This is a genomic window from Rhodospirillaceae bacterium (assembly GCA_018660465.1).
In the GTDB taxonomy this organism is placed as follows: Bacteria; Pseudomonadota; Alphaproteobacteria; order Rhodospirillales; family JABJKH01; genus JABJKH01.
Window position 1 is genome coordinate 1 of record JABJKH010000119.1, and the last position, 23,940, is coordinate 23,940.

General features: G+C 51.5%; 29 protein-coding genes. 8 read left to right on the forward strand and 21 right to left on the reverse strand.

Annotated features, from left to right (window positions below):
- Window positions 1-345 (reverse strand): hypothetical protein (locus tag HOM51_19705; protein MBT5036743.1); only part of this gene is annotated, 345 nt, incomplete at its 3' end.
- 265 nt (window positions 346-610) lie between these two features.
- Here HOM51_19705 and HOM51_19710 point away from each other — a divergent pair.
- Window positions 611-913, forward strand: coding sequence for a PilZ domain-containing protein (locus tag HOM51_19710; GenBank protein ID MBT5036744.1), 303 nt, complete (start codon window positions 611-613; stop codon window positions 911-913).
- Window positions 914-924: 11 nt separating this feature from the next.
- Here the strand turns inward: HOM51_19710 and HOM51_19715 are convergent, their stop codons facing one another.
- The 8 genes from HOM51_19715 to HOM51_19750 form a co-directional block, all read right to left on the reverse strand.
- Entirely contained in the window at window positions 925-1,788 is an 864-nt protein-coding gene (locus tag HOM51_19715; GenBank protein ID MBT5036745.1) for a TauD/TfdA family dioxygenase, read from the reverse strand.
- 41 nt (window positions 1,789-1,829) lie between these two features.
- Complete coding sequence (locus HOM51_19720; GenBank protein MBT5036746.1) at window positions 1,830-2,351, reverse strand: hypothetical protein; 522 nt, start codon at window positions 2,349-2,351, stop codon at window positions 1,830-1,832.
- A 96-nt stretch (window positions 2,352-2,447) separates the two neighbouring features.
- A complete protein-coding gene (locus HOM51_19725; protein ID MBT5036747.1) occupies window positions 2,448-4,325 on the reverse strand; it encodes a PAS domain S-box protein in 1,878 nt (625 codons plus the stop codon).
- 227 nt (window positions 4,326-4,552) lie between these two features.
- The gene (locus HOM51_19730) at window positions 4,553-4,780 is read right to left on the reverse strand and encodes a hypothetical protein (GenBank protein ID MBT5036748.1); all 228 of its coding nucleotides are present in this window, start codon (window positions 4,778-4,780) and stop codon (window positions 4,553-4,555) included.
- A gap of 85 nt (window positions 4,781-4,865) precedes the next feature.
- Window positions 4,866-5,993 (reverse strand): NADH:flavin oxidoreductase/NADH oxidase, encoded by a 1,128-nt coding sequence (locus HOM51_19735; protein ID MBT5036749.1) that lies wholly within the window; start codon window positions 5,991-5,993, stop codon window positions 4,866-4,868.
- 28 nt (window positions 5,994-6,021) lie between these two features.
- Window positions 6,022-6,732, reverse strand: coding sequence for an SDR family oxidoreductase (locus HOM51_19740; GenBank protein MBT5036750.1), 711 nt, complete (start codon window positions 6,730-6,732; stop codon window positions 6,022-6,024).
- Between the two features lie 13 nt (window positions 6,733-6,745).
- Complete coding sequence (locus HOM51_19745; GenBank protein ID MBT5036751.1) at window positions 6,746-8,218, reverse strand: 3-hydroxyacyl-CoA dehydrogenase; 1,473 nt, start codon at window positions 8,216-8,218, stop codon at window positions 6,746-6,748.
- Between the two features lie 58 nt (window positions 8,219-8,276).
- The gene (locus tag HOM51_19750) at window positions 8,277-9,047 is read right to left on the reverse strand and encodes an enoyl-CoA hydratase (protein MBT5036752.1); all 771 of its coding nucleotides are present in this window, start codon (window positions 9,045-9,047) and stop codon (window positions 8,277-8,279) included.
- 191 nt (window positions 9,048-9,238) lie between these two features.
- On the opposite strand from HOM51_19750, the gene HOM51_19755 reads away from it, so the two are divergent.
- On the forward strand, window positions 9,239-9,460 hold the full coding sequence (locus HOM51_19755) for a sulfurtransferase TusA family protein (protein MBT5036753.1): 222 nt from the start codon (window positions 9,239-9,241) through the stop codon (window positions 9,458-9,460).
- On the opposite strand, the gene HOM51_19760 is transcribed toward HOM51_19755, so the two are convergent.
- The gene (locus HOM51_19760) at window positions 9,448-9,864 is read right to left on the reverse strand and encodes a YeeE/YedE family protein (protein MBT5036754.1); all 417 of its coding nucleotides are present in this window, start codon (window positions 9,862-9,864) and stop codon (window positions 9,448-9,450) included. The two genes, HOM51_19755 and HOM51_19760, sit on opposite strands and share 13 nt — an antisense overlap.
- Window positions 9,861-10,292, reverse strand: a complete 432-nt coding sequence (locus HOM51_19765; GenBank protein MBT5036755.1) for a YeeE/YedE family protein — start codon at window positions 10,290-10,292, stop codon at window positions 9,861-9,863. Before HOM51_19765 ends, HOM51_19760 begins: the two co-directional genes overlap by 4 nt.
- Before the next feature lie 240 nt (window positions 10,293-10,532).
- Here HOM51_19765 and HOM51_19770 point away from each other — a divergent pair, with 240 nt between their 5' ends.
- Together HOM51_19770 and HOM51_19775 are read left to right on the forward strand one after the other, a co-directional pair.
- Window positions 10,533-11,135: a diguanylate cyclase gene (locus HOM51_19770; GenBank protein MBT5036756.1), complete on the forward strand. Its 603-nt coding sequence runs from the start codon at window positions 10,533-10,535 to the stop codon at window positions 11,133-11,135.
- A 3-nt stretch (window positions 11,136-11,138) separates the two neighbouring features.
- Window positions 11,139-11,498 carry a GGDEF domain-containing protein gene (locus HOM51_19775; protein MBT5036757.1) on the forward strand — a complete coding sequence of 120 codons (360 nt, stop codon included), beginning with the start codon at window positions 11,139-11,141 and terminating at the stop codon, window positions 11,496-11,498.
- Between the two features lie 18 nt (window positions 11,499-11,516).
- Here HOM51_19775 and HOM51_19780 read toward each other — a convergent pair whose 3' ends face one another.
- Entirely contained in the window at window positions 11,517-12,089 is a 573-nt protein-coding gene (locus HOM51_19780) for a hypothetical protein (protein ID MBT5036758.1), read from the reverse strand.
- A gap of 117 nt (window positions 12,090-12,206) precedes the next feature.
- On the opposite strand from HOM51_19780, the gene HOM51_19785 reads away from it, so the two are divergent.
- Window positions 12,207-12,674: a hypothetical protein gene (locus HOM51_19785; GenBank protein ID MBT5036759.1), complete on the forward strand. Its 468-nt coding sequence runs from the start codon at window positions 12,207-12,209 to the stop codon at window positions 12,672-12,674.
- Here HOM51_19785 and HOM51_19790 read toward each other — a convergent pair.
- The 6 genes from HOM51_19790 to HOM51_19815 form a co-directional block, all read right to left on the reverse strand.
- Entirely contained in the window at window positions 12,654-13,865 is a 1,212-nt protein-coding gene (locus HOM51_19790) for a hypothetical protein (protein ID MBT5036760.1), read from the reverse strand. The genes HOM51_19785 and HOM51_19790 overlap by 21 nt on opposite strands.
- Before the next feature lie 84 nt (window positions 13,866-13,949).
- Entirely contained in the window at window positions 13,950-15,296 is a 1,347-nt protein-coding gene (locus tag HOM51_19795) for an NAD(P)/FAD-dependent oxidoreductase (protein MBT5036761.1), read from the reverse strand.
- An 83-nt stretch (window positions 15,297-15,379) separates the two neighbouring features.
- Window positions 15,380-15,679: a DUF1127 domain-containing protein gene (locus HOM51_19800; protein MBT5036762.1), complete on the reverse strand. Its 300-nt coding sequence runs from the start codon at window positions 15,677-15,679 to the stop codon at window positions 15,380-15,382.
- A gap of 115 nt (window positions 15,680-15,794) precedes the next feature.
- The gene (locus HOM51_19805; protein ID MBT5036763.1) at window positions 15,795-16,307 is read right to left on the reverse strand and encodes a DoxX family protein; all 513 of its coding nucleotides are present in this window, start codon (window positions 16,305-16,307) and stop codon (window positions 15,795-15,797) included.
- A gap of 132 nt (window positions 16,308-16,439) precedes the next feature.
- Window positions 16,440-17,090 carry a hypothetical protein gene (locus tag HOM51_19810; protein MBT5036764.1) on the reverse strand — a complete coding sequence of 217 codons (651 nt, stop codon included), beginning with the start codon at window positions 17,088-17,090 and terminating at the stop codon, window positions 16,440-16,442.
- A gap of 50 nt (window positions 17,091-17,140) precedes the next feature.
- Window positions 17,141-17,599: a winged helix-turn-helix transcriptional regulator gene (locus HOM51_19815; GenBank protein ID MBT5036765.1), complete on the reverse strand. Its 459-nt coding sequence runs from the start codon at window positions 17,597-17,599 to the stop codon at window positions 17,141-17,143.
- Between the two features lie 240 nt (window positions 17,600-17,839).
- Here HOM51_19815 and HOM51_19820 point away from each other — a divergent pair, with 240 nt between their 5' ends.
- Window positions 17,840-19,711 carry a hypothetical protein gene (locus tag HOM51_19820; GenBank protein MBT5036766.1) on the forward strand — a complete coding sequence of 624 codons (1,872 nt, stop codon included), beginning with the start codon at window positions 17,840-17,842 and terminating at the stop codon, window positions 19,709-19,711.
- Window positions 19,712-19,718: 7 nt separating this feature from the next.
- On the opposite strand, the gene HOM51_19825 is transcribed toward HOM51_19820, so the two are convergent.
- Window positions 19,719-20,150: a response regulator gene (locus HOM51_19825; protein MBT5036767.1), complete on the reverse strand. Its 432-nt coding sequence runs from the start codon at window positions 20,148-20,150 to the stop codon at window positions 19,719-19,721.
- Between the two features lie 231 nt (window positions 20,151-20,381).
- Between HOM51_19825 and HOM51_19830 the strand changes: the two genes are divergently transcribed.
- On the forward strand, window positions 20,382-20,723 hold the full coding sequence (locus HOM51_19830) for a hypothetical protein (protein ID MBT5036768.1): 342 nt from the start codon (window positions 20,382-20,384) through the stop codon (window positions 20,721-20,723).
- Window positions 20,724-20,834: 111 nt separating this feature from the next.
- Window positions 20,835-21,293, forward strand: a complete 459-nt coding sequence (locus tag HOM51_19835) for a cupin domain-containing protein (protein ID MBT5036769.1) — start codon at window positions 20,835-20,837, stop codon at window positions 21,291-21,293.
- Window positions 21,294-21,355: 62 nt separating this feature from the next.
- Here HOM51_19835 and HOM51_19840 read toward each other — a convergent pair whose 3' ends face one another.
- Together HOM51_19840 and HOM51_19845 are read right to left on the reverse strand one after the other, a co-directional pair.
- Window positions 21,356-22,354 (reverse strand): tripartite tricarboxylate transporter substrate binding protein, encoded by a 999-nt coding sequence (locus tag HOM51_19840; protein MBT5036770.1) that lies wholly within the window; start codon window positions 22,352-22,354, stop codon window positions 21,356-21,358.
- A gap of 72 nt (window positions 22,355-22,426) precedes the next feature.
- The gene (locus tag HOM51_19845; GenBank protein MBT5036771.1) at window positions 22,427-23,926 is read right to left on the reverse strand and encodes a tripartite tricarboxylate transporter permease; all 1,500 of its coding nucleotides are present in this window, start codon (window positions 23,924-23,926) and stop codon (window positions 22,427-22,429) included.
- Between the last annotated feature and the right edge of the window lie 14 nt (window positions 23,927-23,940).

Sequence of the window (23,940 nt, forward strand, 5' to 3'; positions counted from 1 at the left end):
CCAATGCGGTCGCGACGAAGCCTTGCGCCCGCCATGACATAGCTGCACGCCAAATGCGCCAGCGCTGTTTTCATGGAAGAACTTGCATATTCGGCCAATCGCAGCCTCTTGCGCGTCGGTGTACAGCGCCAAACTTGCTGGATTGTTGCGGGCAATCGCCTCCACATAACATGATTCGGTAAACACCATGCCGGCCCCAGAGACCGCGAACTGCCCGAGATGCATAATATGCCAATCGCCGGCCACACCTTCGTCGGCGGAAAATTGAGTCATCGGTTCAACGACAATTCGGTTGGGCAAGGTCAGGCCTCGCATCGTCACAGGTTCAAACAGTCGAATAGTCATCAATCAACCTTCTTAGATCGGATTAGTCGAAACGCGCTTTCCCACGACTATCTTTGAATAAAATTGTGGAAATCAATGCAAAAAGTCCCGGTTGAGGCTCCTGCCCAGCACTGCACCAACTTCTCACGTGCCATATAGACGAGCAATAATTTAATTGTTAAATGACGAATTTGAAGACAAAATTTTATTTAGTCGTGACTGCGATATTAAAGACATCCTAAACTCGGTATTTCGGGGGCGTAGTATATAATCAAGGCCAATCTATATGAGTGATAATAAACGCGCGGCTGAACGCTATGAACTGCCGACATTGACGGCTGAAGTCGACGGCATGGAATGCGTGTTGCTGAACGTTTCTTCAACTGGCGTTCTGTTAGGGGATATGGCGAACAAGTTTGCGCTCGGCGAACCCATAACCGTTTATATTTTCATCCCCCTTAAACACGGCATGACCAACCTGAAGATCAAAGGCACTGTCGCTCGTTCAGACGGTGTGAGTATTGGCGTAAATTACAAGACCCCCACCAGAACCTGGGACCGATTGCTTAAGGTCTTATCAACGCTCTGAACATAGCGCTACTAGGCGACCGTCGACACTTCATCCGAAACTGTGGTGCGGCGCATGTCGCGGATATCTGTCGGTTCGTGCCAGCGCCCTCTGTGCATGGTGCAGCGGTTGTCCCACATCAGCACATCGCCTTGTAGCCAATGGTGGGTATAGACGTATTTCCGTTGCGTCGCGTGCTCCATCAAATCAAGCAGCAAAATCTTCGCTTCGGGAACTGGTAGGCCCTGAATGCTGCCGGCATGGGATGCTAAGTACAGGCTTTTGCGCTTTGAGCCGGGATGGGTGCGTACCAATACCTGCGGCACCGGCGGCAAGCCTTCGTGTTCTTCCTTGGTGAAGTTCGTAAACCCCAAAATGGCGCGAGAGTTAAAGATTGAATGCTCACAAATATAGTCTTCGATCTCCGCCTTGCGACCCTCTGACAGATCATCATAGGCCGCCCGCATGTCAGCCAGTTCGGTTTCGCCGCCCTTGCTTGGCAAGGTGCGGGCGGACAACAAGGAATAGCGGGCGGGAACGCGCTTGAAACTGCTGTCTGTGTGCCATAAACGATTGGCCAGACTGCTCATCAAGCGATAGTCATTCGGTTCCAAAATCTTGCCGGTTTCATCCAGGTTGGAGATATCCGACATATGAATATCAAGCCGGACTGGGTAGTCCAAGCGATGCGCCCGGCGCGATGTCTCCAATGGTCCAAACAGCTCGCTAAACCGCATCTGCGCGTCATCATCCAAGGCCTGATCACGAAAAACCAGCGCGCCATGGGTGTCCATGCCAGCAATTATTTCGGCTTGAGTCTCCGCGTCAACTGGCTCGCACAAGTCAATTCCCGTGACTTCTCCGACGAACGGTGAATTGAGAGCGGTGATTTTCATGGCGTCCTCATCGTGGTGACCTTCTGGTATAAACCTGAAATCTATGATGCCAAGCCTTGATTAAGAACATCTGCGATATTTTTAAGCTTTCCCTTCATCTCAAAGCCGCTAAGCGAAATTGAGGAACTGTCGAGCCAAAAAAATATTTTTTTAATGAAGGGTGCGCTTCTCCTTCGATTGGCGATGAGGGCTTCCAAATTCTTTGGAAAAATTTCGAGCGTGCTATAGTCCGCCAATCCAATTCTATTTATGTCGAGATCAATTCTGTCAATATCATCCCACGTCACCCGTCCGGCCCTAAGCCCTGATATATTATCGATAATGCCTTCGTCATCGATGATGAACACCGGAGAAAACTTTATTAAAAGCAAAACAGATCGGATCATCCCAGCGCCGAAAACAAGGGCAAAAATTAAACCGAACAGCATGCCCCACGAAGGATCAAATCCGTCTTTTCCCGAAAACCCGAGAGCTGCAAAAGCAACAAAACCATAAACAAACGTCCCCAAAAGCGACTTCACCTTTGACGTATAAAATTTATGAACACCGATATCTTTAGGCAATTCCAGACCTCCCCACTCAAAAGGTGGCTCTCGTTGCGATGGGGAAGTATGAACCTGTTCGCGGCGAATTCCAATGGCGTGAGGTTGGCAAGTGGTTTAGTGAGGGCTGACGATTCGCTCCAAGGGGAACTGAACTGTTACCGTTGTTCCCTCTTGCGGGATGCTTTCAATATCAAGGGTTCCGCCATGAATTTCCACAAGCTGCTTTGATAAGGGGAGCCCCAATCCGGTGCCCTCTTGCTTCCGCACTAAAGAGGACTTTGCCTGCCCAAAGGGTTCAAGTGCCTTCTTGATTCCCGCCGGGGTCATGCCCAGCCCCGTATCAGACACCACAAACCTGATACCTTCAGCCTTGTCCTGATGGCACGAAATCGATACATCGCCGTTCTCCGGCGTGAATTTTACCGCGTTGGAAAGCAAGTTCAGGAGGATTTGCTTAAAGCGACGAGAATCGGCTCGAATGGCGAACAGACTTTCGTCAATCTCATACGACACATTCACCTTGCCCGAATCAGCGCGGGTTTGAATTAGCGTCACCATTTCTTCCACAACAGGGATCACCATGACCTCTTCTTCGTGCATTTCCAGCTTGCCAGCTTCGATGGCCGAAATATCAAGGATATCGTTGATGAGTTGCAGCAGATGATTGCCACTGTCGAGGATATTTCGAAGGTAATCATCTTGCTTTTCCGCCAAGCGTTCTTTCGGCATATTCATCATCAATTGCCCAAACCCCAAAATAGCATTCATCGGGGTGCGTAATTCATGGCTCATGTTGGCCAAAAATTCCGATTTTACACGGCTGGCATCTTCGGCATCTTTTCTCGCTTCGGTTAGTGCCTGTTCGGTCTGCTTGCGGGTGGTTAGATCATGAAGTGTTCCGATGAATTTGACGACGCCAACGTCGATGAATTCGTTAACCGATAAGTCCAAAGGAAAAACTGATCCGTCTTTTTTCTTTCCGCTAACTTCCCGGTATCCACCGATGATTTTTGGCTTCCCTGATTTTAGAAAATTGGAAATGTAATTGTCATGATCCGCGTGATACGGCTTAGGCATTAATATTGAAATATTTTTTCCCTCTAACTCCTTAAACGAATAGCCAAACATTTCCTCTATGACGGGATTGACGTACTCAACATCTCCCTTAGCGTCGATTGTAACAACGCCTTCAGCCATGCTGTCGAGCAAAAGGTTCAGGTGGTCTCTCGCTTCCCTCACACGCAGTTCAGCGATATTGCCCTTAATAAGTTGCGCGCGAAGTTCGTCGGTCCGTTCTTTAACCCGCCCCTCCAATTCAACATGGGATTTACGGAGCGCTTCTTCGGCACGCTTGCGCTCTGAAATATCTGCCCTGATTGAACAAACCGCAGGCTCGCCGCCCCAATCAATAACGAACGAACGGCGAATTTCCCAAAACTCTGAACCATCTCTCCGCCGGCCCCTGACTTCCTTGTCCCAGCTAACGCCATCTCCCGCCAGCACCCGATTATGATCGCCAATGTTGAATTCTGGACTGGTCAATACTTCGGTTGAGTCAAGAGACAGAATTTCATCACTCTCCGCGAAATCATACATACTCGCCAATGCTTGGTTGGCATACAGCGGCTTATAATTTCGATGAACGAGAATACCTTGACTTGAACAATCTATCAGCGAACGGAAACGCGCCTCACTTACCCCCAAAACCGCTTGGTCTTGTTTCTGCCTGATCAGCAATAATGCCGTCGTCCATATGACGAACAGTGCCAACCCACGATTGGTCAGCACAACCCAACTTATGCCGCCCGATGGAGAGAACAAATATCCGAAAACCGTCATGATAGAACCGACGATTGCTAGTACAATGATATGTTTAGGTTTTGGAAACCAACCGCCCAATAGAACCAAAAGGACGTACGGAACCCCACCGGCAACACCAAGCGGCAAGGAAAAGTCAAATATCGCGATTAGCCCGACCAGCAGCGCAGCCAAACCAAATAATCGACTCGAATTTTTATTTTCGCTATGAGTCATCTAAGCGTAATAAGTTTTAATAACATTATAAATTTGCCATCAAACTTTATAAGGAAAAATGGCACACTGAACATAATCTGAATAACCTAAAGTAATATAGATAAGCAAGCCTAAAGTAATAAATAAATTAAGGAATCTGCCTTAAGAATTCACTCCACCATCAAAACGAGAAAAGTATTTTTAAATCACATCGTTAACAATGCTGTGATGCGGGGAAAGAGAATAAAATGGAAAAATAATACGGTTTCCGGCAGCACCATCAGTGCGACCAACGCCGCCAGCCCGCCGCCAAGCCGACGCTCAGCTAAATTTACCAACGGACTGACAATCACAGCACCCAGCACCAAAGCCAACGCCGCCTGCACCCAATATCCCATCCCCACAAATTCGAAGTCGCCAAGATACCATGGCACTAAAACGATTCCTAAGGAGACAAGGAGTATACCTTTCCAGCTTTTTTTCATGGTTAGGCTCGGCTTTATCGGATGTTGTGCTTACCTACCCCACCCCAGCAACACTCTCCGCCCCAGGTGCCCACAACTTCGTAGACCCCCGCTCATACTGCACGGGCCAATCCATCTCTACACCCAATACTTGCGCTGCGTGCAGACCCCATCTTGGGTTGAACAGGAAGGCGCGCGCGAGGGAGACCATGTCGGCTTCTCCGTTACGGATGATGCTGTCGGCTTGTTTAGGGTCGTAGATCATACCGACACTGGCTGCCGTCATGGTAGAGTTGGCTTTGACGGCGGTTGCAAATTCAAGCTGATAGCCGGGGCGGATGTCGATCTTTGCGCCCGAGTCCACACCACCACCTGAAAGCGTCACCAAAGATACCCCGGCTTCCTTGAGAGCGTTGGCATAGATCACGTCTTCGTCGGCTCCCCAGCCATCGTCGGTGAAGTTGGTGCCGTTAAATTTTACACCCAAGGGCTTGTCGGCAGGCCAGGCTGCGCGGACAGCACTGATAACTTCGAGCGGGTAACGCATGCGGCTTTCAAGGTCGCCGCCATATTCGTCGTCCCGCTGGTTGCTGTGCGACGACAAGAAGGTGCTGAGCAGATAGCCATGGGCACTATGGATTTCCAAGTAATCGAAATCGAGTTCGGCTGCGCGCTTCGTCGTGTTGATGAAATCTTGTTTGATCGCCGCCATTTCGTCTTGAGTCAGGGCCTTGGGCACGGGCCACTTATCAGCGAAGGGAATGGCGGAAGGTGCCACCGTGGCCCAGCCACCATCGGCCTCAAAGATCGGACCGCGGCCATGTTCCCAGGGGCGATATGTCGACGCCTTGCGCCCGGCGTGACCAATTTGAATGCCGATTTTGGTGTCAGAGTATTCCCGAACCGCACTGACCACGCGACCAATGGCGTCTTGGGATTCGTCATCGAACAGACCTAGGCACTGCGGCGTGATGCGGCCTTGCAGGTTGACACCTGTCGCCTCCATCACAAACAAGCCTGCCCCGGACAAGGCCATGGAAACCCCGTGCGCCACGTGCCATTCGGTGGCGACACCTTCGTTGGAACTGTATTGGCACATGGGGGCGACCATGATGCGATTGGGAAGGTCGAGATTGCCGCCCACATTACCGAGGGAAATCGGCGAGAAAAGATGATCCGTCATGTAATTTATACTTTCACGCTGGTGATGCTTATACTTTTACGCTTGTAATACTGGCACCGCCGCACACAAACAGCGTCTGGCCAGTAATGAATGAAGCTTCCTCGGAAGCAAAAAAACCAATTGCATTGGCGATTTCACGCGGCTCCGCCAAGCGCCCCATCGGCACCGTTTGCGCCATAACCTCTAAGTCCGGGTTGTTGAATTTCAGCATTTCTGTTGCCGTCACTCCAGGGGCAATAACATTCGCCGTCACGCCTTCGTCGGCCAATTCCAGCGCCCAGGACCTGAACATGCCCGTCATGGCAGATTTAGCAGCTGAATAACCGGTGCGGGTCACACGACCGAGTGCCGCCCGACTGGAAATCCCCACAAGTCGCCCATAGCCGCGTTCGCGCATCCCCGGCAGGACTGCTTGGGCGACCTGCACACAGGCGGTCAGGTTGATCTGGAGGGTCTGGCGAAAGGTTTCCAAGTCGACGTCTTCGATCAATTGCGGATTGGCGATGCCGGCGTTGTAGACCATATGATCGACTTGGAATTTTTTGGTGATTTCACCAAGAGCCGCTGCGGTTGAGGCGTCATCCATAAGGTCCGCCTGAAAACATTCCCCAGGGAAATCCTTGGGTGCCGCACTCCGGGCGATACCTACAACAATGTCCCCTCTCTCATGACACAAATCAGAAACCGCACGACCAATGCCCCGAGTTGCCCCGGCGATGAGGGTGGTTCTTTGGCTCATGGTAAGGACTCCGTCAAGATTTAGGCAAAGAATTAGGCGTTAGCAAGGATACACCAAGCAAGACCCGCCGGCGCAGCCAGGGGCTGGCACGATATCGGGGATCATGGGTGAAGTCGAACATATCATCCAGAATATCGAGCACGACCTCCGGCCCCACCTGATCGCCCCACTCCAATGGCCCAAGCGGGTAATTCAGGCCGAGCTTTACGGCGGTATCAATATCTTCAGGCGCAGCGATCCCCTTGGCCGCGACTTGGCAGCCAAGATTGACCACCATCGCGATCACCCGTTGGGTGACGAAGCCCGCACTGTCAGAAATTAACGTTACCGGGGCGCCATCTGACGCCAACAACGCCCAGACCGCATCCCGTGCCGACGGGTCCGTCAGGGGCGTCGTCATCACCGTCCAGCGCGTGTCAGAGCCGATAAAGGTATCAACAGCGACTGTGCGCTTGGGGTCTAAATTCAGTTCTACTGCCGCCGTCGTCGCATCGCAGCCAATAGGAGTGACCACGCATACGGCTGTGGCGGGCGGATCAAAAGCCTCAATCAAGTTCGCGCCGGCATCGCTAAGAACTTTGCCCAAATGATCCGGCGCATTTGGATCGAGCCAAATATCAACGTCTTTGACTTCAGGGGGAGCCGCCTCCGAAGGAACAACGGCCTTCCCGTCCTGATACTCATAAAATCCCGCCCTTGATTTTCTGCCTGTCACGCCGCCTGCAACCCGGGCTTCGGCAATTTCTGAGGGTCGATAGAAGGGATCGTTGTAGAACTGTGCGAATATTTGTTCGGTCACTGGATGGGAAATATCCAACCCGGTGAGGTCCAACAGCTCAAATGGCCCCATCTTGAACCCTGCGGAATCGCGGAGAATTCGGTCGATATCAACAGGTTCCGCGACACCTTCGCTTAATATCGCAAACGCCTCCGTCGCCAGCGCGCGCCCCACATGATTGACGACGAATCCAGGCGAATCCTTGATCCGAATGGGTATTTTTCCAATTTTTTCAACAAATTTTTCTATATTATCAATTAGTTGAAGTTCGTTCTTAATTGAATATATTAATTCAACGAGCGCCATAAGTGGTGGTGGATTGAAGAAATGCAGGCCAACGACCCGTTCCGGCAAACGCGTGGCGGCAGCGATTTCTGTGACGGAGAGCGATGATGTGTTGGTGGCCAGCACGGCATCTTCAGAAACGATCTCATCAAGCGCCCGAAAAAGGTCTTTCTTTACATCAGGGATTTCGGCAGCAGCTTCGATCACCAACCCACAGCCCGCCATGTCTTCCAGCCTGTCCACGATGCTAATTCGCGCCACGGCTTCGTCCGCTGCGTCGCCACTGATACGTCCCTTCTCAACCGACCGAGCCAAAATTTTCTGAATGAATTCAAAGCCTTCTTGGGCCACATCCGAAAAACTATCGTGCATCATCACGGCGTATCCAGCGACGGCACAGACTTGCGCAATGCCGCGCCCCATGGTGCCAGCACCAATTACGCCGACTGTCAGGCCTGGAGAGTCCGGATCAAACACCCGCCTATTTCCCCTTGAACACAGGTTTGCGCTTATCGAAGAAGGCTTGGATGCCTTCTGCCCGGTCTTCCGTCGCCATCAGTTCATAAAACAGTTCCCGCTCTTGCTTCATCGCGTCGGAAAACGGCTCTTCCTGGCTCATCAGCACCGCCTGCTTGACCTTTTTGGTCGCTAAGGGGGGCATGGCCGCGACGGTCTCGGCGACCTCAAGAGCGCGGCTTAATACCGCGTCATCAGCCACCACCTCGCTGGCCAATTCCATCTCCAGGGCATCTGCAGCGCCAATACGGGCCCCGGTCAGGATCATCTGCATGGCGCGATATTTACCGACGGCACGAGGCAGGCGCTGGGACGCGCCCCCACCCGGCATGAAACCCAAGGTAATTTCCGGCAGGCCGATCTTTACGCCTTCGCCCATAATGATAATATCGGAACACAGCATGACCTCACACCCGCCGCCCAAGGCATAGCCATTGACCGCAGCAATCAGGGGCTTTGGAAACACACCAAGGTCATGCCAAAATTTCTCATGGTTCCAGGATCTGATTTCGGCTACGTCAGCCGCAGCAAAGGCCTTCAGGTCAGCGCCCGCGATGAAGGCCTTTTCGTCCCCGGTCATAACCACCGCACGCACATCATCGTCCGCCGCCGCCGCATCCAACAGGCGCATCAATTCGTCCCGCATTTCCTGGTTCAGGGTGTTAAGTTTTTCCGGATTGTTAAACCGCAGCAACAGCACTCCAGATGATGGAGCCTCGGTCAAAATTATCGGCACTGTCGCCTCCCACTTTCGTAGACTTTACAGAACTTATTCTAGCGATGTTTAAGATCACTACCAGTCCCGCATTTAGGCCTTAAGAAATCTGTTTATGCGAAAGTTATAATATAATAGACTGCTCGGCAGAAAAATTTTTAGCCCCTCGCATTACCGAAAGGGCGCAACCAAAATAAATTGGAGCCTACTTGATGACCATCGAACTTGATACCCAAGGAATGAACTGCCCGCTTCCCATCGTAAAAACAAAAAAAGCACTAAAAGGAATGAGCGCTGGAGAGGACATTAAGGTTCTGGCGACCGATCCCGGTGCCGTTGCTGACTTTGCAGCGTTCTGCCGCTCAACCGGAAACGAGCTTGTCAGTGAAACTGAAGCGGATGGCGTCTTCACTTTTGTCATTCAAAAGAAGTGATTGTAGGCGCGGTGTAACGCAAACCCGCCGAACATCGCCAACACAAACCAGACAGAGCCCATGTGGCCGTAAGCCAGCCCCGCAATAGCTGGCCCCGGGCATAACCCGACGATGCCCCAGCCAAGGCCGAAGATTCCCGCGCCCAGCAATAGTTTTGCGTCAATGTCGTGCCGCGTTGGCACATGAAAGCTGACATCAAACAAAGGCCCTGGACGTTTCAGGATGAAACCGAACGTTCCGCCTGTCACTAGCAATGCACCGCCCATGACCAAGGCGAGGCTGGGGTCCCAATTTCCGGCAACATCCAGAAACCCCAAAACCTTTTGCGGATTGACCATTTCTGACACGGCAAGCCCCAGTCCGAAGATAAGGCCTGCAACTGCTGCTACTAGTAGACGGCTCATAACGCGGCTCCCATCAAATGACGGGTCACATAGACCGTAATGCCTGCGACCCCCATAAACGTCATGGTCGCGGCTAAGGACCGGCCCGAACGCCGCCCAAGGCCACACACGCCGTGACCACTGGTGCAGCCACTGCCAAGACTGCTACCAAATCCGACCAAGCCACCGCCCGCCAACAGGAACAGCAACGACGACGTGATCTCAATGTCTTGCAGCGCGCCCCCAGCAGAGCGATAGATAAACACGCCAGCGATCAATCCCATCGCAAATAAAATGCGCCAGGTTACGGAACCGATATCGCGCGAAAGAATGCCGCCCATAATGCCGCTGACTCCCGCAATTCGACCATTACCCCACAACAATATTACCGACGAAAGTCCAATTAAAACGCCACCTAATATCGCCTCAAAAGGCGTAAAATTTTCCATTTCCAATGACCAACCTACAAATTCACACAAAAAAATCGTTGTTAGTCAGTGACCTAAAGGGTTGATCGATTAAAATCAAATAAAAAACATTGTATTATCATAACAACCCCATAACTTGTGTGTTATAGTTCTTGATGAATCTTAGAGACGGATAAAAGGGGAGTATCGGTCTCTGTGATAAATTAATTTTTTTTTGTATCTCGTTGCTCCAAAAATTTTGGGGCCAGAAGGTGGTATGCGATGATGGCAATCGGTGGCGAAAGCGGCCCTACGTTGCGCTTCCTCATTGTTGAGGATGACGCAGACTACGCCAATTATTTGGAAACGATGATTGCTAGCGTGTGTCCAACCAATCGTGGCATCAAAAGAACGGAAAGCGCTGCGGAAGCTATTGATCTTTTACGGGGGTCCTTTTTCGATGTTTGCTTTCTGGATTATTTCTTAACCGATGGCGGCACGGGCTTTGACGTGCTCAACGGCCTCAAAGATAAAAATCTACTGACCGCTTTCGTGTTCCTGACGATGAATACCAAACGTCAAACCGCGTTTGAGGCGCTTCAGTTGGGCGCGATGGATTACCTCATAAAAGCCAAGTTTGATGAATTTGAGCTTGCGAAGTGCATTTCTTATGCGCTGTATCGCAAATACAAAGAGGTCGAGCTTCAGACCTCTGCTCTGAAAGATTCCCTGACCGGCTTGGGCAATCGCGTGCTGTTCGAAGAAAACCTTCAGATGGCGGCCTTACAAGCCAAACGCTCGGACGAAAACCTCGGCGTGCTGTACATCGACATCGATGATTTCAAGGAGATCAACGATACGCACGGACACGTTGCTGGGGACTAAGTTTTGAAGTCAATCTCGGAACGTATCGTAGATCAAACCAGAGAAAGTGACGTGGTCGCACGGCTGGGCGGTGATGAGTTCGCGGCGGTTCTAGTCCGCGTCGATAAACCTGAGCGCGTTCAACAAATTGCACAAAATATAGAGCAAGCGATCTCCAGCAAGCCTTATGAGATTGACGGAAAGATGGTTTCCGTTGCCGCCAGCGTCGGGGCGTCGGTCTTTCCAAACGATACCTCCGACATCAACGAATTGGTCAAAACCGCTGATATGCGCATGTATGGCAGTAAGAAGTCCAAGAAAGATAAAAAGAAAACCGATTCAAACGTCCATTTTTACAACCCCGTCAGCGGCGATGTAATGTAAGCCTGACCGGTTTTCCGTTTACGCTCGGTAAACACTGCAACTCGTACGCACGACATCGGCGTCAATGAGGCGCTCGTGCATTCGTTCGCCGTAGATTCTTTTTCTCATATATACATACCCCGAGCCATCATACATCCACGCCGTCTTATCAAGGTCATGCCAAGTCGTTCGGGTAAATACACGATCACCTTCATAGGTCATTTCAATCTGTACGGTGCAGGAAACATTTGCCCGAAAAGACCTTTGCTCGTCCGTCTTTATATCCACCCAAACACGAAGGCCGCAGCTTTCTGCCCCGCGCCCGAATTGTTTGCGTCTACAATAAGTGTATTCGGATGAAATCGTATGCTCGAACCCTTTGTTATTGTTTGAAGACGACCGATGGGAACGTCCATGATGGCGTTCCCTGTAACGCGGGCGATCTAGTTCCCAAGGTTTTCGGGCGCGCGCTCTGTTGTCTCGACGGTACTCCCCGGCTCCATTCTCAGAAACCCGAACGCCGCCAACGCGGGTATCTGCGGCTTCGACTGAAGCCGTTTGAAACAACATGGCAGTGGCGAAAAGTGCGCTGATAATTTTGATCGTGGTCATGGTCAAGGTCCCCCAATTTAGATTTCACTAAACCCTATGAAAGGGTCAGGGGGCTTTTCTCTAAGTCTCAGATATTGCATAATAAATTCAAGCAACTTAATTGGGAGACGCCTTGCCATGCCCAACGTTTCAGCTCTCGCAGCACCCATTCACGTTCTTGCCGCCATTGTTTGGGTCGGCGGTATGTTTTTTGCCTACTTGGTCTTGCGGCCGGCGGTTGACCAAATGGAGGGACCAGAGCGGCTGAAACTGCTGAACCGTGTGTTTGAAAGATTCTTCGCCTGGGTCGCACTGGCCGCGGCGTTGTTGCCAATGAGCGGGTATGCGCAGATTTATCTGGATTTCGGCGGGTTTGAAAACGTCGGGTCCCACATCACCACCATGCAAATCACCGGGTGGATCATGATCGGGCTTTTTCTCTATATCTACGCCGGGCCCTTCCAGGTATTTAAGCGCCACGTCGCCGCCGAGGAATGGCCAGAAGCGGCAGCTCGGCTAAACACCATTCGGCTGATCATCGCGGTTAATCTGGTGCTCGGGTTGGTAACGTCAGTGTTTGGCGCGTCAGGGCGATTCTGGGTCTGAACCCTTCCAGTACAGAAGTAAATCTTCGCGCTCTGCAATCAAGGACGCTCCGATCCCCGCAACAATTGCCCACACGGCAGAGGTGATCCCAGCCACCGCGAAAGGCGTCGCAGAGACCGCAAAGGCGACCAAGGCACCAAACGCGAGCTTACCCTGAAAGGCTTTTTCAACGGCCCCCTGTAAAGATGTAAAAATCGCCAACCCGGCCAAGGCAAAAACGAACGACTTCGGTAAAATTCCTACCAAGGCAGCAACAGAACTCGCCGACAATGCCATGAATATTACCAATCCTGACGCGACCAGATTTGCACAATACCGTTTCTCCATCGGCCCGGCATCTTCGCTGGCAACAATCGCCGCCCCCGCACGGGCCACAGTTCCTGGATGCCCGCCGAACAACGCATTGATCATGGAGTTAATGCCAACAGCCACAGTGACCTGAGTCACCGGTACCTTGTAGCCTTGCGCCACCAAGAACCCCAAGCCCTGTATATTGCCAAGCCCCATGGTGAGGATGATCAGCGGTAGGCTAACGGCGATCATGGCTGACGGGTTAAATGACAACGCATAAAGTTCCACATTCGGCAATTCGAACGGTACAGCAGCCGCCTTAATATCCCCCCATAGCCAAGCGGCAATTCCGCCAATAACCACGGCGAGCCCCATCGGTGGCAGCTTTGGATTCTTGAGCCCACGCCCCACCAGATACGCCGCAACAGTTAATCCGGCAACCGACGCATCGGTCACCGTCGCTTCGACCATGCGCGTGACATAGATCAGAATACTGCCGGCAAACATTCCCATGATGATCGGCAACGGCATCCACGTCATGATCCGCTGCCCAAATCCGTAGATACCAAGAAAGGTAATGGCAATCCCGGCAACCAAATTGGCCCCCAAGATTTCAGCAAAGCTATATTGCCCTGCCAGGGTGCCGATATAAATCATTCCAGGGATGGTCCAGGTGATGGGAATGGGCTGGCGATACTTTATGCTGAGGAAGATCGACGTCACTGCGCCTGTGAACCAGACAATAAAAACCCAGCTTGATGTCTCAGCCGCGGTCAATCCCAATTGCACCGATACCGCGACATGCAGCGGCAAAGCTCCAAACGCATACCAAACAAAACAAGTCAGCCCAGCCCAAAACGCAGACATGGAGAAATCGCCGTTGATCGAAGGCCTAGACACGTGGAAATTCCCCTGTATCCCGAACACACACGCATGTGACGAGGAAGTATAGGGTGGAAATTGGTAAGATGTAAGGCTCCCCCCCTAAAACAAATTCTTCACATCCGACGAAAACGTTGGGAAGGCGAAGATGTCGTCTTTTAGGGCGCTGGCAGCAATTCCGTGGCGCATGGCCATGGCGAACAGGTGAATGAGGTCTTCGCCGTTGTGGCCGACCATGTGGGCGCCGACGATTTTGTCTTCTTTCTCATCCACAAGCACCTTCGCAAAAGCAACTGATTCCGCGTAAGCCTTGCCTGAAAACCAGTCGTGCATGTCGTTGGTGGTGACTTTGACGTCCAGACCTTGGTCTGCGGCTTCTTGTTCGGTCAGGCCCACCGTGCTGAGCGCGGGCACGGTGTAGACGCAACTGGGGATAACACTGTAATCCGGCTTAACTGAGGCTCCATTTACAATATTCTGGCCGACAATCCGGCCTTCGTAGCTGGCAATCGGCGACAGTTGAGCTGATGTCACCAATGAATCGCCACAAACCCAGACGGACGGGTTCGAGGTCGAGCGCAAATATTCATCAATCTCAACCGCTAAGTGATCGTGCTTTACGTTTCCAGCATCCAGATCAAGGGTGTCGACGTTGGCCACCCGGCCCGCGCCATTTACGACCCGATCAGCGAGCACTGTGTGTTCGCCGCCTTCGTCTTGATAGGCTACCTGCAGCCTGCCGTTCGTCTCAATGATCTCTTTGACTGCGACGTCGGTTTTCACCGTAATGCCAATGCGTTCGCTTTCGGCCTGGATTGCTGCCACTGCATCGCCTTCGATCTTCGGCAAAAGGCGCGACATGACTTCCAAAATCGTGACCTTGGTGCCAGCTCTGGCGTAGACATGGCTGAATTCCATGGCGATGACGCCACCGCCGATGAAGACGACTTCGTCTGGTTGGGTCTCTTCCGACAAGACTTCGTCTGACGTGATCATCAACTCCGCCCCCGGGATCGGCAGCGGGCGCGGCTTTGAGCCTGTCGCGATGACGATATTATCACCCTCAAGGACTTGGCCATTTACGTCGATGGAATTAGGGCCGACGAACTTGCCTGTGCCCTTAAAGACATCCCCGCGCTTGCCGGCCAAGCCTTCCATGGCCCCCGGAAGGAAGCCGATCATGTCATCCTTACGGGCGACCATCTTGGCCCAATCCAGCGATGGTTCGCCGACGGTGATGCCGTGAACTTCCGCAAGCTCTATTTCATGCAGGGAATGGGCAGCCGCGACGAAAACCTTCTTCGGCGTGCAGCCCCGGTTGGGGCAGACACCGCCGAAATCTAGCTCTTCGATAAAGGCGATCTTCTTGCCGGCTTCGTGGGCGATTGCGGAAACACCAAACCCGGCGTTTCCGCCCCCCAGAATGATAATATCGTACTTGTCCGCCATTGGTCCCAACTCCCTGTGCGCTTTTTTATATTTACTCCAAAAAAGACTACTCGGATTGAGAAGAGATCAAAAGCTTTACGCGGTTACGCCGCCAGTCGGTTTTCGGGAACCTCAAACAGACTTTCTTTTCCCTGAAAGTCAGCTTTGATCACGCGCCCACTGCCTCTAGATACTTGTGGCATCATACCACCGTGGCTGATTGCATTGATCTGATCCCGTCTGAGACCAAGATCGCGCAGTTGGTAATCAGACAAACCGGTCAGATCAAAGCGTTTGGAACGGTGAAACAGAGACCAAAACCCTTTTAAGGCCTTTGTGCCCAACGTTTTCAGCCGTTCTGCCTTTGAATCGTTCGATTTATAGGCGATTGCAATTAATGTCATGGTCTTACTCCTAAGTCGCGGTTCATGTTGGAGCCGACCATAGGAGGGATGCCGAAATCTAGATACTTCGTGAAATGTAGCAATCAACTATTTTTTATGTAGTTAGAAAAAGAAGCTACGCCCCGTCCTCTCTCTCGACCCCCAACCGCCGGGCGATCATGTGATCAACACTCACTGGACCAGGGCCGGTAATAATCAACCAGACGAACATAATGACGTAGAGGACTTGTGGCAGGTACAAGAACCAATCCAGCCAATCCAAAGGCCCCAAGCCCGCCGGAATGGCGTGATGAATCTCCACCGTCACGATGGCGACGATCATGGCAATGGTGAGCGCGATCGAACAGAACGTCGACAGAAACCCAACAATCAAAAACATCCCGCCAAAGCACTCGACCGACGCCAAGAACACAGACATGAACTCAGGAAACGGGATCCCTGCCTCAACCATGGTCTTGAGCAAGCTTTCGCCATGCTTGGCACTAAACAGCTTATTCCACCCCGAAATCGCAAAGAACGCGCCCAAAGATACCCGTGCCAGCAATATCGGCGCCCACTGCCACCGAGGCTCGCCTTGGAGGATGCGTTGGATCAAAGAGATAAATCTTGAGGACTGAATATTTGCCATCTACTTCCCATGAATTCGACATTTTATAACAGCGTTCCAGGAACGACCTCGCGCAACGCATCTTACACATTTGCTAACCCGTCGTCTCATAGTAAATCGTTCCTGGCACTCACTGCGACTGAGCACACTCTCTTACATCCCCCGCCGCATTTTCATCACCTGAAACAATACCGTCAGGTGCAGGATGATGAAGATTGGGACGCCGAAACTTGGGAACAGGTTCAGTGGCCATATCTCCATCGGCCCACTGGTTACAGTCCCGCTGATCAGACTTGGGATGCTGCCAGCGGTGAGCATGGCTGTCCCCGCCGCGACAATAAAATCAAACAGACCTAACAAGTTCCACACGATAAAACGCCGACTCTTTACGAAATCTGGCCGACGGATGAGAGTTAGCACGATCATCGGCGCGCTGAGGCCGAGCAAGACATCACCCACACCCGCTGGCCAGGCAAAAAAACCCGGAAGCGTGCCCCACGCATAGAGCATCAGAAACGTAAATCCCAACACACGCCAGGATTGGAGCATGGTCAAAAAATGGATGTCACGGGTTAGGATATAATTTTGGAACCGCTTTGATCCGACGTAAAAGGCGAGGAACGTCGCCACTGGCACGGCGACTGAAAGAAGGATCGGACGGACAAGGGCATCTGGCCCCGCCGTGAAAACCCCGGTCATTCCGGCGGCCGCTGCAAGGCCAAACCACACTGTTAAGATTACCATAAAAATGGCTTTCTCGGTAAAACGGGATTCAGGTTTTGTATCGTAGGTTATAGCTGACATTTTAGGTCTCCATGGAGAAAGTTGTATATACATATAATTGGGGAAAATTTTTATCGTTCGGGATTACAGGCGACTTCAATCTTACCAAGTTGCGCCCTTAACACGTACCAAGGTTCCGGCTCCAGAGCGACGAGAACTTGGTGTTGTGCCTCCTGCCACAGCGGCAAAGCCTCCTCAAACATTGCATTGCCCAGTTCAGAAAGACGAAGGTTTCTAACCCGCCCATCGTCCATCCCAAAATTTTCAACTAAGCCCTTTTTCACAAGTAAGTTCAAATTGCGGGTTAGGGTCGTGCCATCGATCGCCAAAGCTTCAGATAAATCACCAATGTTGGCTTCCTTAAACCGCCGGAGCGAGGCCAAAAGGGTAAATTGGGTATTCCGTAAACCACACGGTTTTAAAGCCATATCGTAAAATCTTGCAGCTGTACGAGCTGCCCGACGAAGCCGATAACTGACGCAATCTCCCGGCTGTAAAATTTCCGCAGGCATGGGGTCTTGATCACTCATGGGTTTTCCCAACTTCCTAAAATTCCAATGGCATAACCATTATATGTATATACATATTTAAGTCAAATATCAAATAAACCAACATCTTCAAAACAAAGTTACGACAAAAATTTGAGTAAATATGACGAAAACGAAGCCGGTTGAATACAATAGCATTCAACTTACCGGAATAATCCCCCTACCCCTTCCATTATCACAAGTAGATAGTTAAGCTGAAGCGCTATTCTAAGGGGGATTGAATTGCCGAAGACGTTATTTTTTGTTGCTGCTTTAATTCTATTTGTCGGCTTACCAGGGGCTCGAATGTCTCTGCACGCGCTAGCAGCGGAAGCAGACAAGACAATCCAATACAAGTCGCCCCCCGTCGGCACAAAACTCATCTACGGCCCCTTAAAAGATTCAATTTCAGTCACAGAAATTGATGGGAATGCCACGACTTACGAATCTTCCAAGGTTGATCCCTACACCCGTTACGGAAACATCGTACAGATCACAGGCGATCCCTATTCACCTTTTCACGGCAATATTGAAACCGAGTTAAGCGATGATAACAAAAAACTAGTAGACGCCTTCTGGCCTCTAAAAGTCGGCAATAAGATCACCTATAAAATAGAAGAGAACTGGCCCCCCCGGTATTGGCAGGTGTGGTCTCTCACCTCTGTCGTCGACTCCATTGGACCGTTATATGTTGGCGGAAAATTCTACGCGTCGGTCAAAATTGTCACCAAAGGTCTGTCAGTTGAAAATTGTGCGTGTTCGACCTGGGCCGAAGAGGGTCGAAAGTTTGTTGAAACCGTTTGGCTTCATCCAGACACCGGCGTGATGCTCAAATTTGAGCGCACCTGGAGCGGTAAAGAGGCCACCTATGGCCACCCAAACGGCCACTTTGAACAAATGATATTGGAGCAAGTAAAATTCCCGACTGGATCGAAATTAGTCATCAGGCCGCTTAATAAGGACGAGTTAAAACCCGAATATAATTTGGTCTCCGCTGAGAAAGCCCGCAAGACCGATGAAGCCAAACGCCGTGCCCTGCGTCAACGCTTAGAAACAATTCGACTTGCAAAAATCCAACGCAAAAAAGAGGCAGACGCTGAGCGCAAACGCCTTGCCGAAATAGAAAGGACCCGCCTTGCCGCCCTGGAATTGAACAAAGCCAAACAAAGCGCCTCTGCCATTGGTGGGGCAAATATTCTTAAGCAGCAATTGGCAAGTCTGCATCAACTTCGCGCCAATGGCCTTATTAATGAACAAGATTTTGCCTCAAAGAAGAAGGCCTTGCTGACGTGGTTCCTTGGTTTAAAACCGCCTTCGACGACTCAAACCGTGGCCCCACATCCCCAGCATGCCAACGTAAATAGAGAAACGACGATCGAACTTAATCTCGCTAAATATGCGGACGTTCAATTCGGCGCCTACCACGCGCTCATCATTGGCTCCAACAACTACAAACACCTCCGAAAACTGAAAACCGCCAAGACTGACGCCGAAAGCATCGCTGATGTTCTACGAACCTTCTATGGCTTTAAGGTAAAGCTTCTGACCGATGCCAGCCGGGACAATATCCTCGACGCCTTGGATGAATACCGAGAAAAGTTAACCAGCGCAGACAACTTGCTGATTTATTACGCCGGCCACGGTTGGTTGGATAAGGGCTCTGACCGGGGCTACTGGCTGCCAGTTGATGCCAAAGCAAATCGTCGGCGCGATTGGCTTTCGACAGTCGACGTCACTGACACCCTGAAGGCGCTGAACGCCAAGCATGTTCTGGTAATGGCGGACAGTTGTTATTCTGGCACCTTGGTGCGCGGCATCAAGGTTCAAGCGCACATGCCTGATTACGTGCGCAAAGTCGCAAAGAAACGCGCGCGCCTGGTCATGACCTCTGGCGGGTTGGAACCGGTGGTTGATAGCGCCGGCGGCAACCACTCCCCCTTCGCCTCCACATTCCTCAATCTTCTTAGAACCAACAAAGGCGTCATGGACGGAACGAACATGTTCAGCAAATTGCGCCGACCGGTGATGCTGAAAGCCGACCAAACGCCGGAATATGCAGACGTCCGCAAGGCCGGGCACGAAGGTGGCGACTTTTTGTTTGTCAGACGGCGCTAGAGGCCGGCTATTTCTTCAAACGGGTTGGGTCGATGGGAGGAGAATTCAGCGCAGCGGTCAGCCTGAGTTCCAGCGACTGCCTCGAAATGGGCTTGGTGACAAACCCATGAATGCCCGCTTTTACGACTTCCTGAATATTGGCCATGTCACCGTGTCCAGATACGATCAGAACGGGAATGTCCTTATGTTTGGGGTTCGGTGACTGACGTAGGGCTTTAACAAAACCGAAACCGTCTAGTTCCGGCATATCCAAATCGCAAATTATAATGTCAAATTCGCCGCGCGACCGGCGAACAGCCTCAAGCCCGAAGTTGCCATCTTCCGCTTCCATAACGCTTTTGACCCCAAGATCGCTCAAGACTCGAATGATCAATGTACGCATGTGCGCCTCATTATCGATCACCAAGATCTTCAATGTGGATAGGTCCGTAGAATTCATCTTCGCCCTCCTTCAACGCATCAATCTAGTCAGCATGGAAAAAAATTACAATATCTGGTCACGCCGCGTCACCACCCAGTCCGAGTGATAGGGTGGCCTAAGACAACAGATATTTTGGGCATGGAACCGCTGCAATGCCTTTCCAGCCTCAACTTTTACAAACACACGCGATGTGCTATAGTGATTTTGCAATCGAAAATGATCAGCAAAATGCTGGTTGAAGGGCAAGAAATGGCCGAGATTCGAGATTTCTTTATCAACATCTTTAACGCCCGTCAGGACGCGGCGAGCAAAGCTGCCTCTACGTCCGCTGCCACGAAACCTAGTGCAGCACCAGAGGCACCAGAGGCCCCGCAAACCCAGCGCACCATCCGCGATACCGTGACGCTTTCGGATGGCGGGCAAAAGATTGTGAACTTAGCCCGTGGCAGCGAACTCGCCAATGAATTCCGCAATGCCCCGGTGGATAACGATTACGGCAAAAAGCTCGCCAAGGCCTTCGAAGACATCACCCGCGTCGCCCGCCTGTTCACCGAGACCTTCAAATCGGCTTTCTCCAGCCGTTCAAAATAGCCTAAAGTTAGATATCCAATAATTCTCTGACAACGGATCCTGGAGCCCTCCAGGACTGAGAAGTATGAATGAGGGTTGGATGTTTAATTTATTTCAAGAGGATATCTTCAAATGGCACTAAATGTACGAAGGGTTATCACTGGCCACGATAAAGCCGGCAAGGCCGTGGTGGTTTTCGACGACGCCAATAAATACCAAAGCAGCCGCCGTCCCAATATGAGCCGCCAGTTGATCTGGACCACGGAAGAACTACCCATCAAGATCGAAGAGAACGGCGAAGACAACGGTGCCCGAGAGATCGCAACGACCATCCCTGGGGGATCAGTCTTTCGGGTCATCGAATACCTCCCCGGCGTCACGCCGCGCAATCACCGCACCGACAGCATTGATTACGCGGTGGTTATCTCCGGCGAAATTGATATGGAAATGGATGATACTGTTGTGCATTTGAAAGCTGGCGACGTTTTGGTCCAGCGGGCAACGATTCACAATTGGGTCAACAACGGCACTGAACCCTGCGTCATCGCCTTCGTGCTGATCAGTTCAGAGGGCGAAACGGCGGTCGGCTAGGCAAAGAAAAGCCCGGTACTCCTAAAGGGAATACCGGGCTTTATTATCGCAGCATTTGGTTTCTAGCGCTTCAGAAGCCCCAATGCCTTTAAGACAACACGCATCTGAGCGTCTTTTTCGTCCTTGAACTTCACGAATTCCTTATGGCCCAGGAACTTCCCAGCCAGCATCCGTTTTTTGGCAAAACCCTTCCATTCTTTTGTTTCGACGGTTTTGCGAAGAACACCTTCCCAATAAGAAATCATGTCGGCGGACAGGCCTTTCGGGCCAAACACTCCTCGGAAGTTGGCAACCACGGCATCGACACCAAGCTCTCTCCAGGTCGGAATGTCTTTTGCCGCGCCGCCCAAACGCTCAGGTGCCGCAACAGCGACGATACGAAGCTTGCCTTTTTTATGATGTTTGATGAACCCACCAATACTTGATTGTGCGGCATCAACGTGCCCACCCAAAAGATTGGTCCGGCCAATGCGTCCGGATTGGAAAATTACAAACTTCAAGGCACCCGGATCGATCCCGTACTTAAGCGCCGCCAGTGAAATTGCCATGTGATTTGAATTACCACGGCTCGTCGCTGTTCCAACTGCAACAGACTTCGGATCTTTCTTCATTTGTGCCAGCAAGGCCTTACCGTCCTTGTAGGGCGAGTCGCCTTTAACAGCGGTAGAAATATAGGCCTGCCCCATAACAACAAGCGGGGTCATTTGGTGTAAGCCGATTTTGGTGCGCCCAGTGAGATACGTCGACAACGCACTCGCACTGGCGATGCCCAAATAGTGACCGTCACCCCGATGCGCATCGATGTACCCTAATTGGATCCCACCACCGCCACCGGCTTTATTGTGAACAATCACGTCTGCATCGACGAGCTTTTCAGACTTCCAAATCTTCTGCAGCATCCGGGCAATCCGGTCTGGACCACAGCCGGCTTTGCACGTCGTTGAAATCTCAACGTTCTGTGACGGCTTCCAACCGGCATCCGCAGGTGTCGCGCCACTCGTCAGTGCTAGAAGACCAAAACCTACGACAGGCAATGCTATATATTTGAATTTTTTCAACATAATTTTTCTCCCCGTTTGATTATTAGATTTCACGAACGACATTCAAATGTGGAATTTAACTTAGGTCAATGGTTAAAGGCTCGCTTCACGTCTGTTGCGTACAAAGGATATGATGGCCGGGAGGAACATCGCCGTCAGCGCCAAGATCAACAAGATGATGCAGATCGGGCCCGTGACCAAAGCCTTTAAGCTGCCATCAGAAATGATCAACGCCTGGCGGAAAGACTGCTCCATCAACTTGCCCAGGACGAGCCCCAGAATCAACGGCGGCACTGGAATTTTCAGCTTGCGGAAGACGTATCCGAGCCCGCCAAAGAACAGCAGGACATATAAATCGTAAGTGCTGTTGCTGATGGAATAAATTCCCACCGACGCCACGGCGAGAATAATCGAGAGTAAAATACCCGGCGGCAGATACAGCATTCGAACAAAGATACCAATCAAGGGCAAATTTAAGATAATCAGGAACACATTGCCGAGATACATGCTGTCGATCAGGCCCCAGACCAGTTCTGGATGGGTGTCGAACAATTCAGCCCCCGGCTCCAAGCCGTATAGAATAAACGCGCCCAGCAGGACTGCGGTCGTACCGGACCCAGGAATTCCCAACGTCAACAAAGGCACAAACGCGCCGCAGGTTGAGGCATTATTGGCGGCCTCTGGGGCAGCGACGCCTTCAATTGCGCCGGTGCCGAATTCATGGCCGTTTTTGGATAGCTTTTGTTCTGTTGAATAGGCGATCACGGTCGCGATCGTGCCACCGGCGCCCGGTAGTATTCCAATAAAGAAACCGATTAAACCGCCTCTGATGATCGGCCGCCAGCAACGCTTCCATTCATCCAAGGTCATCAGCAGGCTACCTTGAATTTTCACCGGCATAAGTTGTCCCATGAACCATTTTTCGATGTTCACGAAGACTTCGGTCAGGGCAAACATGCCAACGATAACGATCAGGAACGACACCCCTGTTTGCAACTCAGGCACATCAAACACATAGCGCGGCATGCCGGTTTGAAGGTCCATACCGATGGTCGCGATCATCAATCCAAAGAACGCAGCGAATAGTCCTTTGGCAGGAGACTTCCCCGCCAGCGACGAGACCGCCGACATGGAAAAGAACATCAGCATGAAGTATTCAGCCGGGCCAAATCGCAAAGCGAACTCGGCAAACGGGATGGCTAAGAACGACAACCCCAAAATCCCGATGGTCCCGGCTGCGAATGATGCCACGGCAGCCGACGCCAACGCAGCCCCTGCCCGCCCCTTCTTCGCCATAGGATAGCCATCCACAGTGGTCATGGATGCAGAGGCAGAGCCCGGAGTATTGATCAGCACAGCCGACGCCGTATTGCCATACATCGCGCCATAATAAATGCCCGACAGCATGATCAGTGCCGGGATCGGGTTCATGCCATAGGTCATCGGCAGCAACAGTGCGATCCCTGCAGACGATCCAATACCCGGCATCATACCAATGACGGTACCCAGAACCGCGCCGATAAACAGAAATAAAATATTCTGCCACTGCAGGGCCACGCTAAACCCGTTCATTATGTGATCGATTGTTTCCATATGCCTGATGAATT

What these genes read in the sequence shown, in the direction of transcription:
- HOM51_19710 (MBT5036744.1), top strand. Translation starts at nt 611, where the DNA reads ATGAGTGATAATAAACGCGCGGCTGAACGCTATGAACTGCCGACATTG.
- HOM51_19715 (MBT5036745.1), bottom strand. Translation starts at nt 1,788, where the DNA reads ATGAAAATCACCGCTCTCAATTCACCGTTCGTCGGAGAAGTCACGGGA.
- HOM51_19735 (MBT5036749.1), bottom strand. Translation starts at nt 5,993, where the DNA reads ATGACGGATCATCTTTTCTCGCCGATTTCCCTCGGTAATGTGGGCGGC.
- HOM51_19740 (MBT5036750.1), bottom strand. Translation starts at nt 6,732, where the DNA reads ATGAGCCAAAGAACCACCCTCATCGCCGGGGCAACTCGGGGCATTGGT.
- HOM51_19745 (MBT5036751.1), bottom strand. Translation starts at nt 8,218, where the DNA reads ATGGGGCGCGGCATTGCGCAAGTCTGTGCCGTCGCTGGATACGCCGTG.
- HOM51_19755 (MBT5036753.1), top strand. Translation starts at nt 9,239, where the DNA reads ATGACCATCGAACTTGATACCCAAGGAATGAACTGCCCGCTTCCCATC.
- HOM51_19760 (MBT5036754.1), bottom strand. Translation starts at nt 9,864, where the DNA reads ATGAGCCGTCTACTAGTAGCAGCAGTTGCAGGCCTTATCTTCGGACTG.
- HOM51_19765 (MBT5036755.1), bottom strand. Translation starts at nt 10,292, where the DNA reads ATGGAAAATTTTACGCCTTTTGAGGCGATATTAGGTGGCGTTTTAATT.
- HOM51_19770 (MBT5036756.1), top strand. Translation starts at nt 10,533, where the DNA reads ATGATGGCAATCGGTGGCGAAAGCGGCCCTACGTTGCGCTTCCTCATT.
- HOM51_19780 (MBT5036758.1), bottom strand. Translation starts at nt 12,089, where the DNA reads ATGACCACGATCAAAATTATCAGCGCACTTTTCGCCACTGCCATGTTG.
- HOM51_19785 (MBT5036759.1), top strand. Translation starts at nt 12,207, where the DNA reads ATGCCCAACGTTTCAGCTCTCGCAGCACCCATTCACGTTCTTGCCGCC.
- HOM51_19795 (MBT5036761.1), bottom strand. Translation starts at nt 15,296, where the DNA reads ATGGCGGACAAGTACGATATTATCATTCTGGGGGGCGGAAACGCCGGG.
- HOM51_19800 (MBT5036762.1), bottom strand. Translation starts at nt 15,679, where the DNA reads ATGACATTAATTGCAATCGCCTATAAATCGAACGATTCAAAGGCAGAA.
- HOM51_19805 (MBT5036763.1), bottom strand. Translation starts at nt 16,307, where the DNA reads ATGGCAAATATTCAGTCCTCAAGATTTATCTCTTTGATCCAACGCATC.
- HOM51_19810 (MBT5036764.1), bottom strand. Translation starts at nt 17,090, where the DNA reads ATGTCAGCTATAACCTACGATACAAAACCTGAATCCCGTTTTACCGAG.
- HOM51_19815 (MBT5036765.1), bottom strand. Translation starts at nt 17,599, where the DNA reads ATGAGTGATCAAGACCCCATGCCTGCGGAAATTTTACAGCCGGGAGAT.
- HOM51_19825 (MBT5036767.1), bottom strand. Translation starts at nt 20,150, where the DNA reads ATGAATTCTACGGACCTATCCACATTGAAGATCTTGGTGATCGATAAT.
- HOM51_19830 (MBT5036768.1), top strand. Translation starts at nt 20,382, where the DNA reads ATGGCCGAGATTCGAGATTTCTTTATCAACATCTTTAACGCCCGTCAG.
- HOM51_19835 (MBT5036769.1), top strand. Translation starts at nt 20,835, where the DNA reads ATGGCACTAAATGTACGAAGGGTTATCACTGGCCACGATAAAGCCGGC.
- HOM51_19840 (MBT5036770.1), bottom strand. Translation starts at nt 22,354, where the DNA reads ATGTTGAAAAAATTCAAATATATAGCATTGCCTGTCGTAGGTTTTGGT.
- HOM51_19845 (MBT5036771.1), bottom strand. Translation starts at nt 23,926, where the DNA reads ATGGAAACAATCGATCACATAATGAACGGGTTTAGCGTGGCCCTGCAG.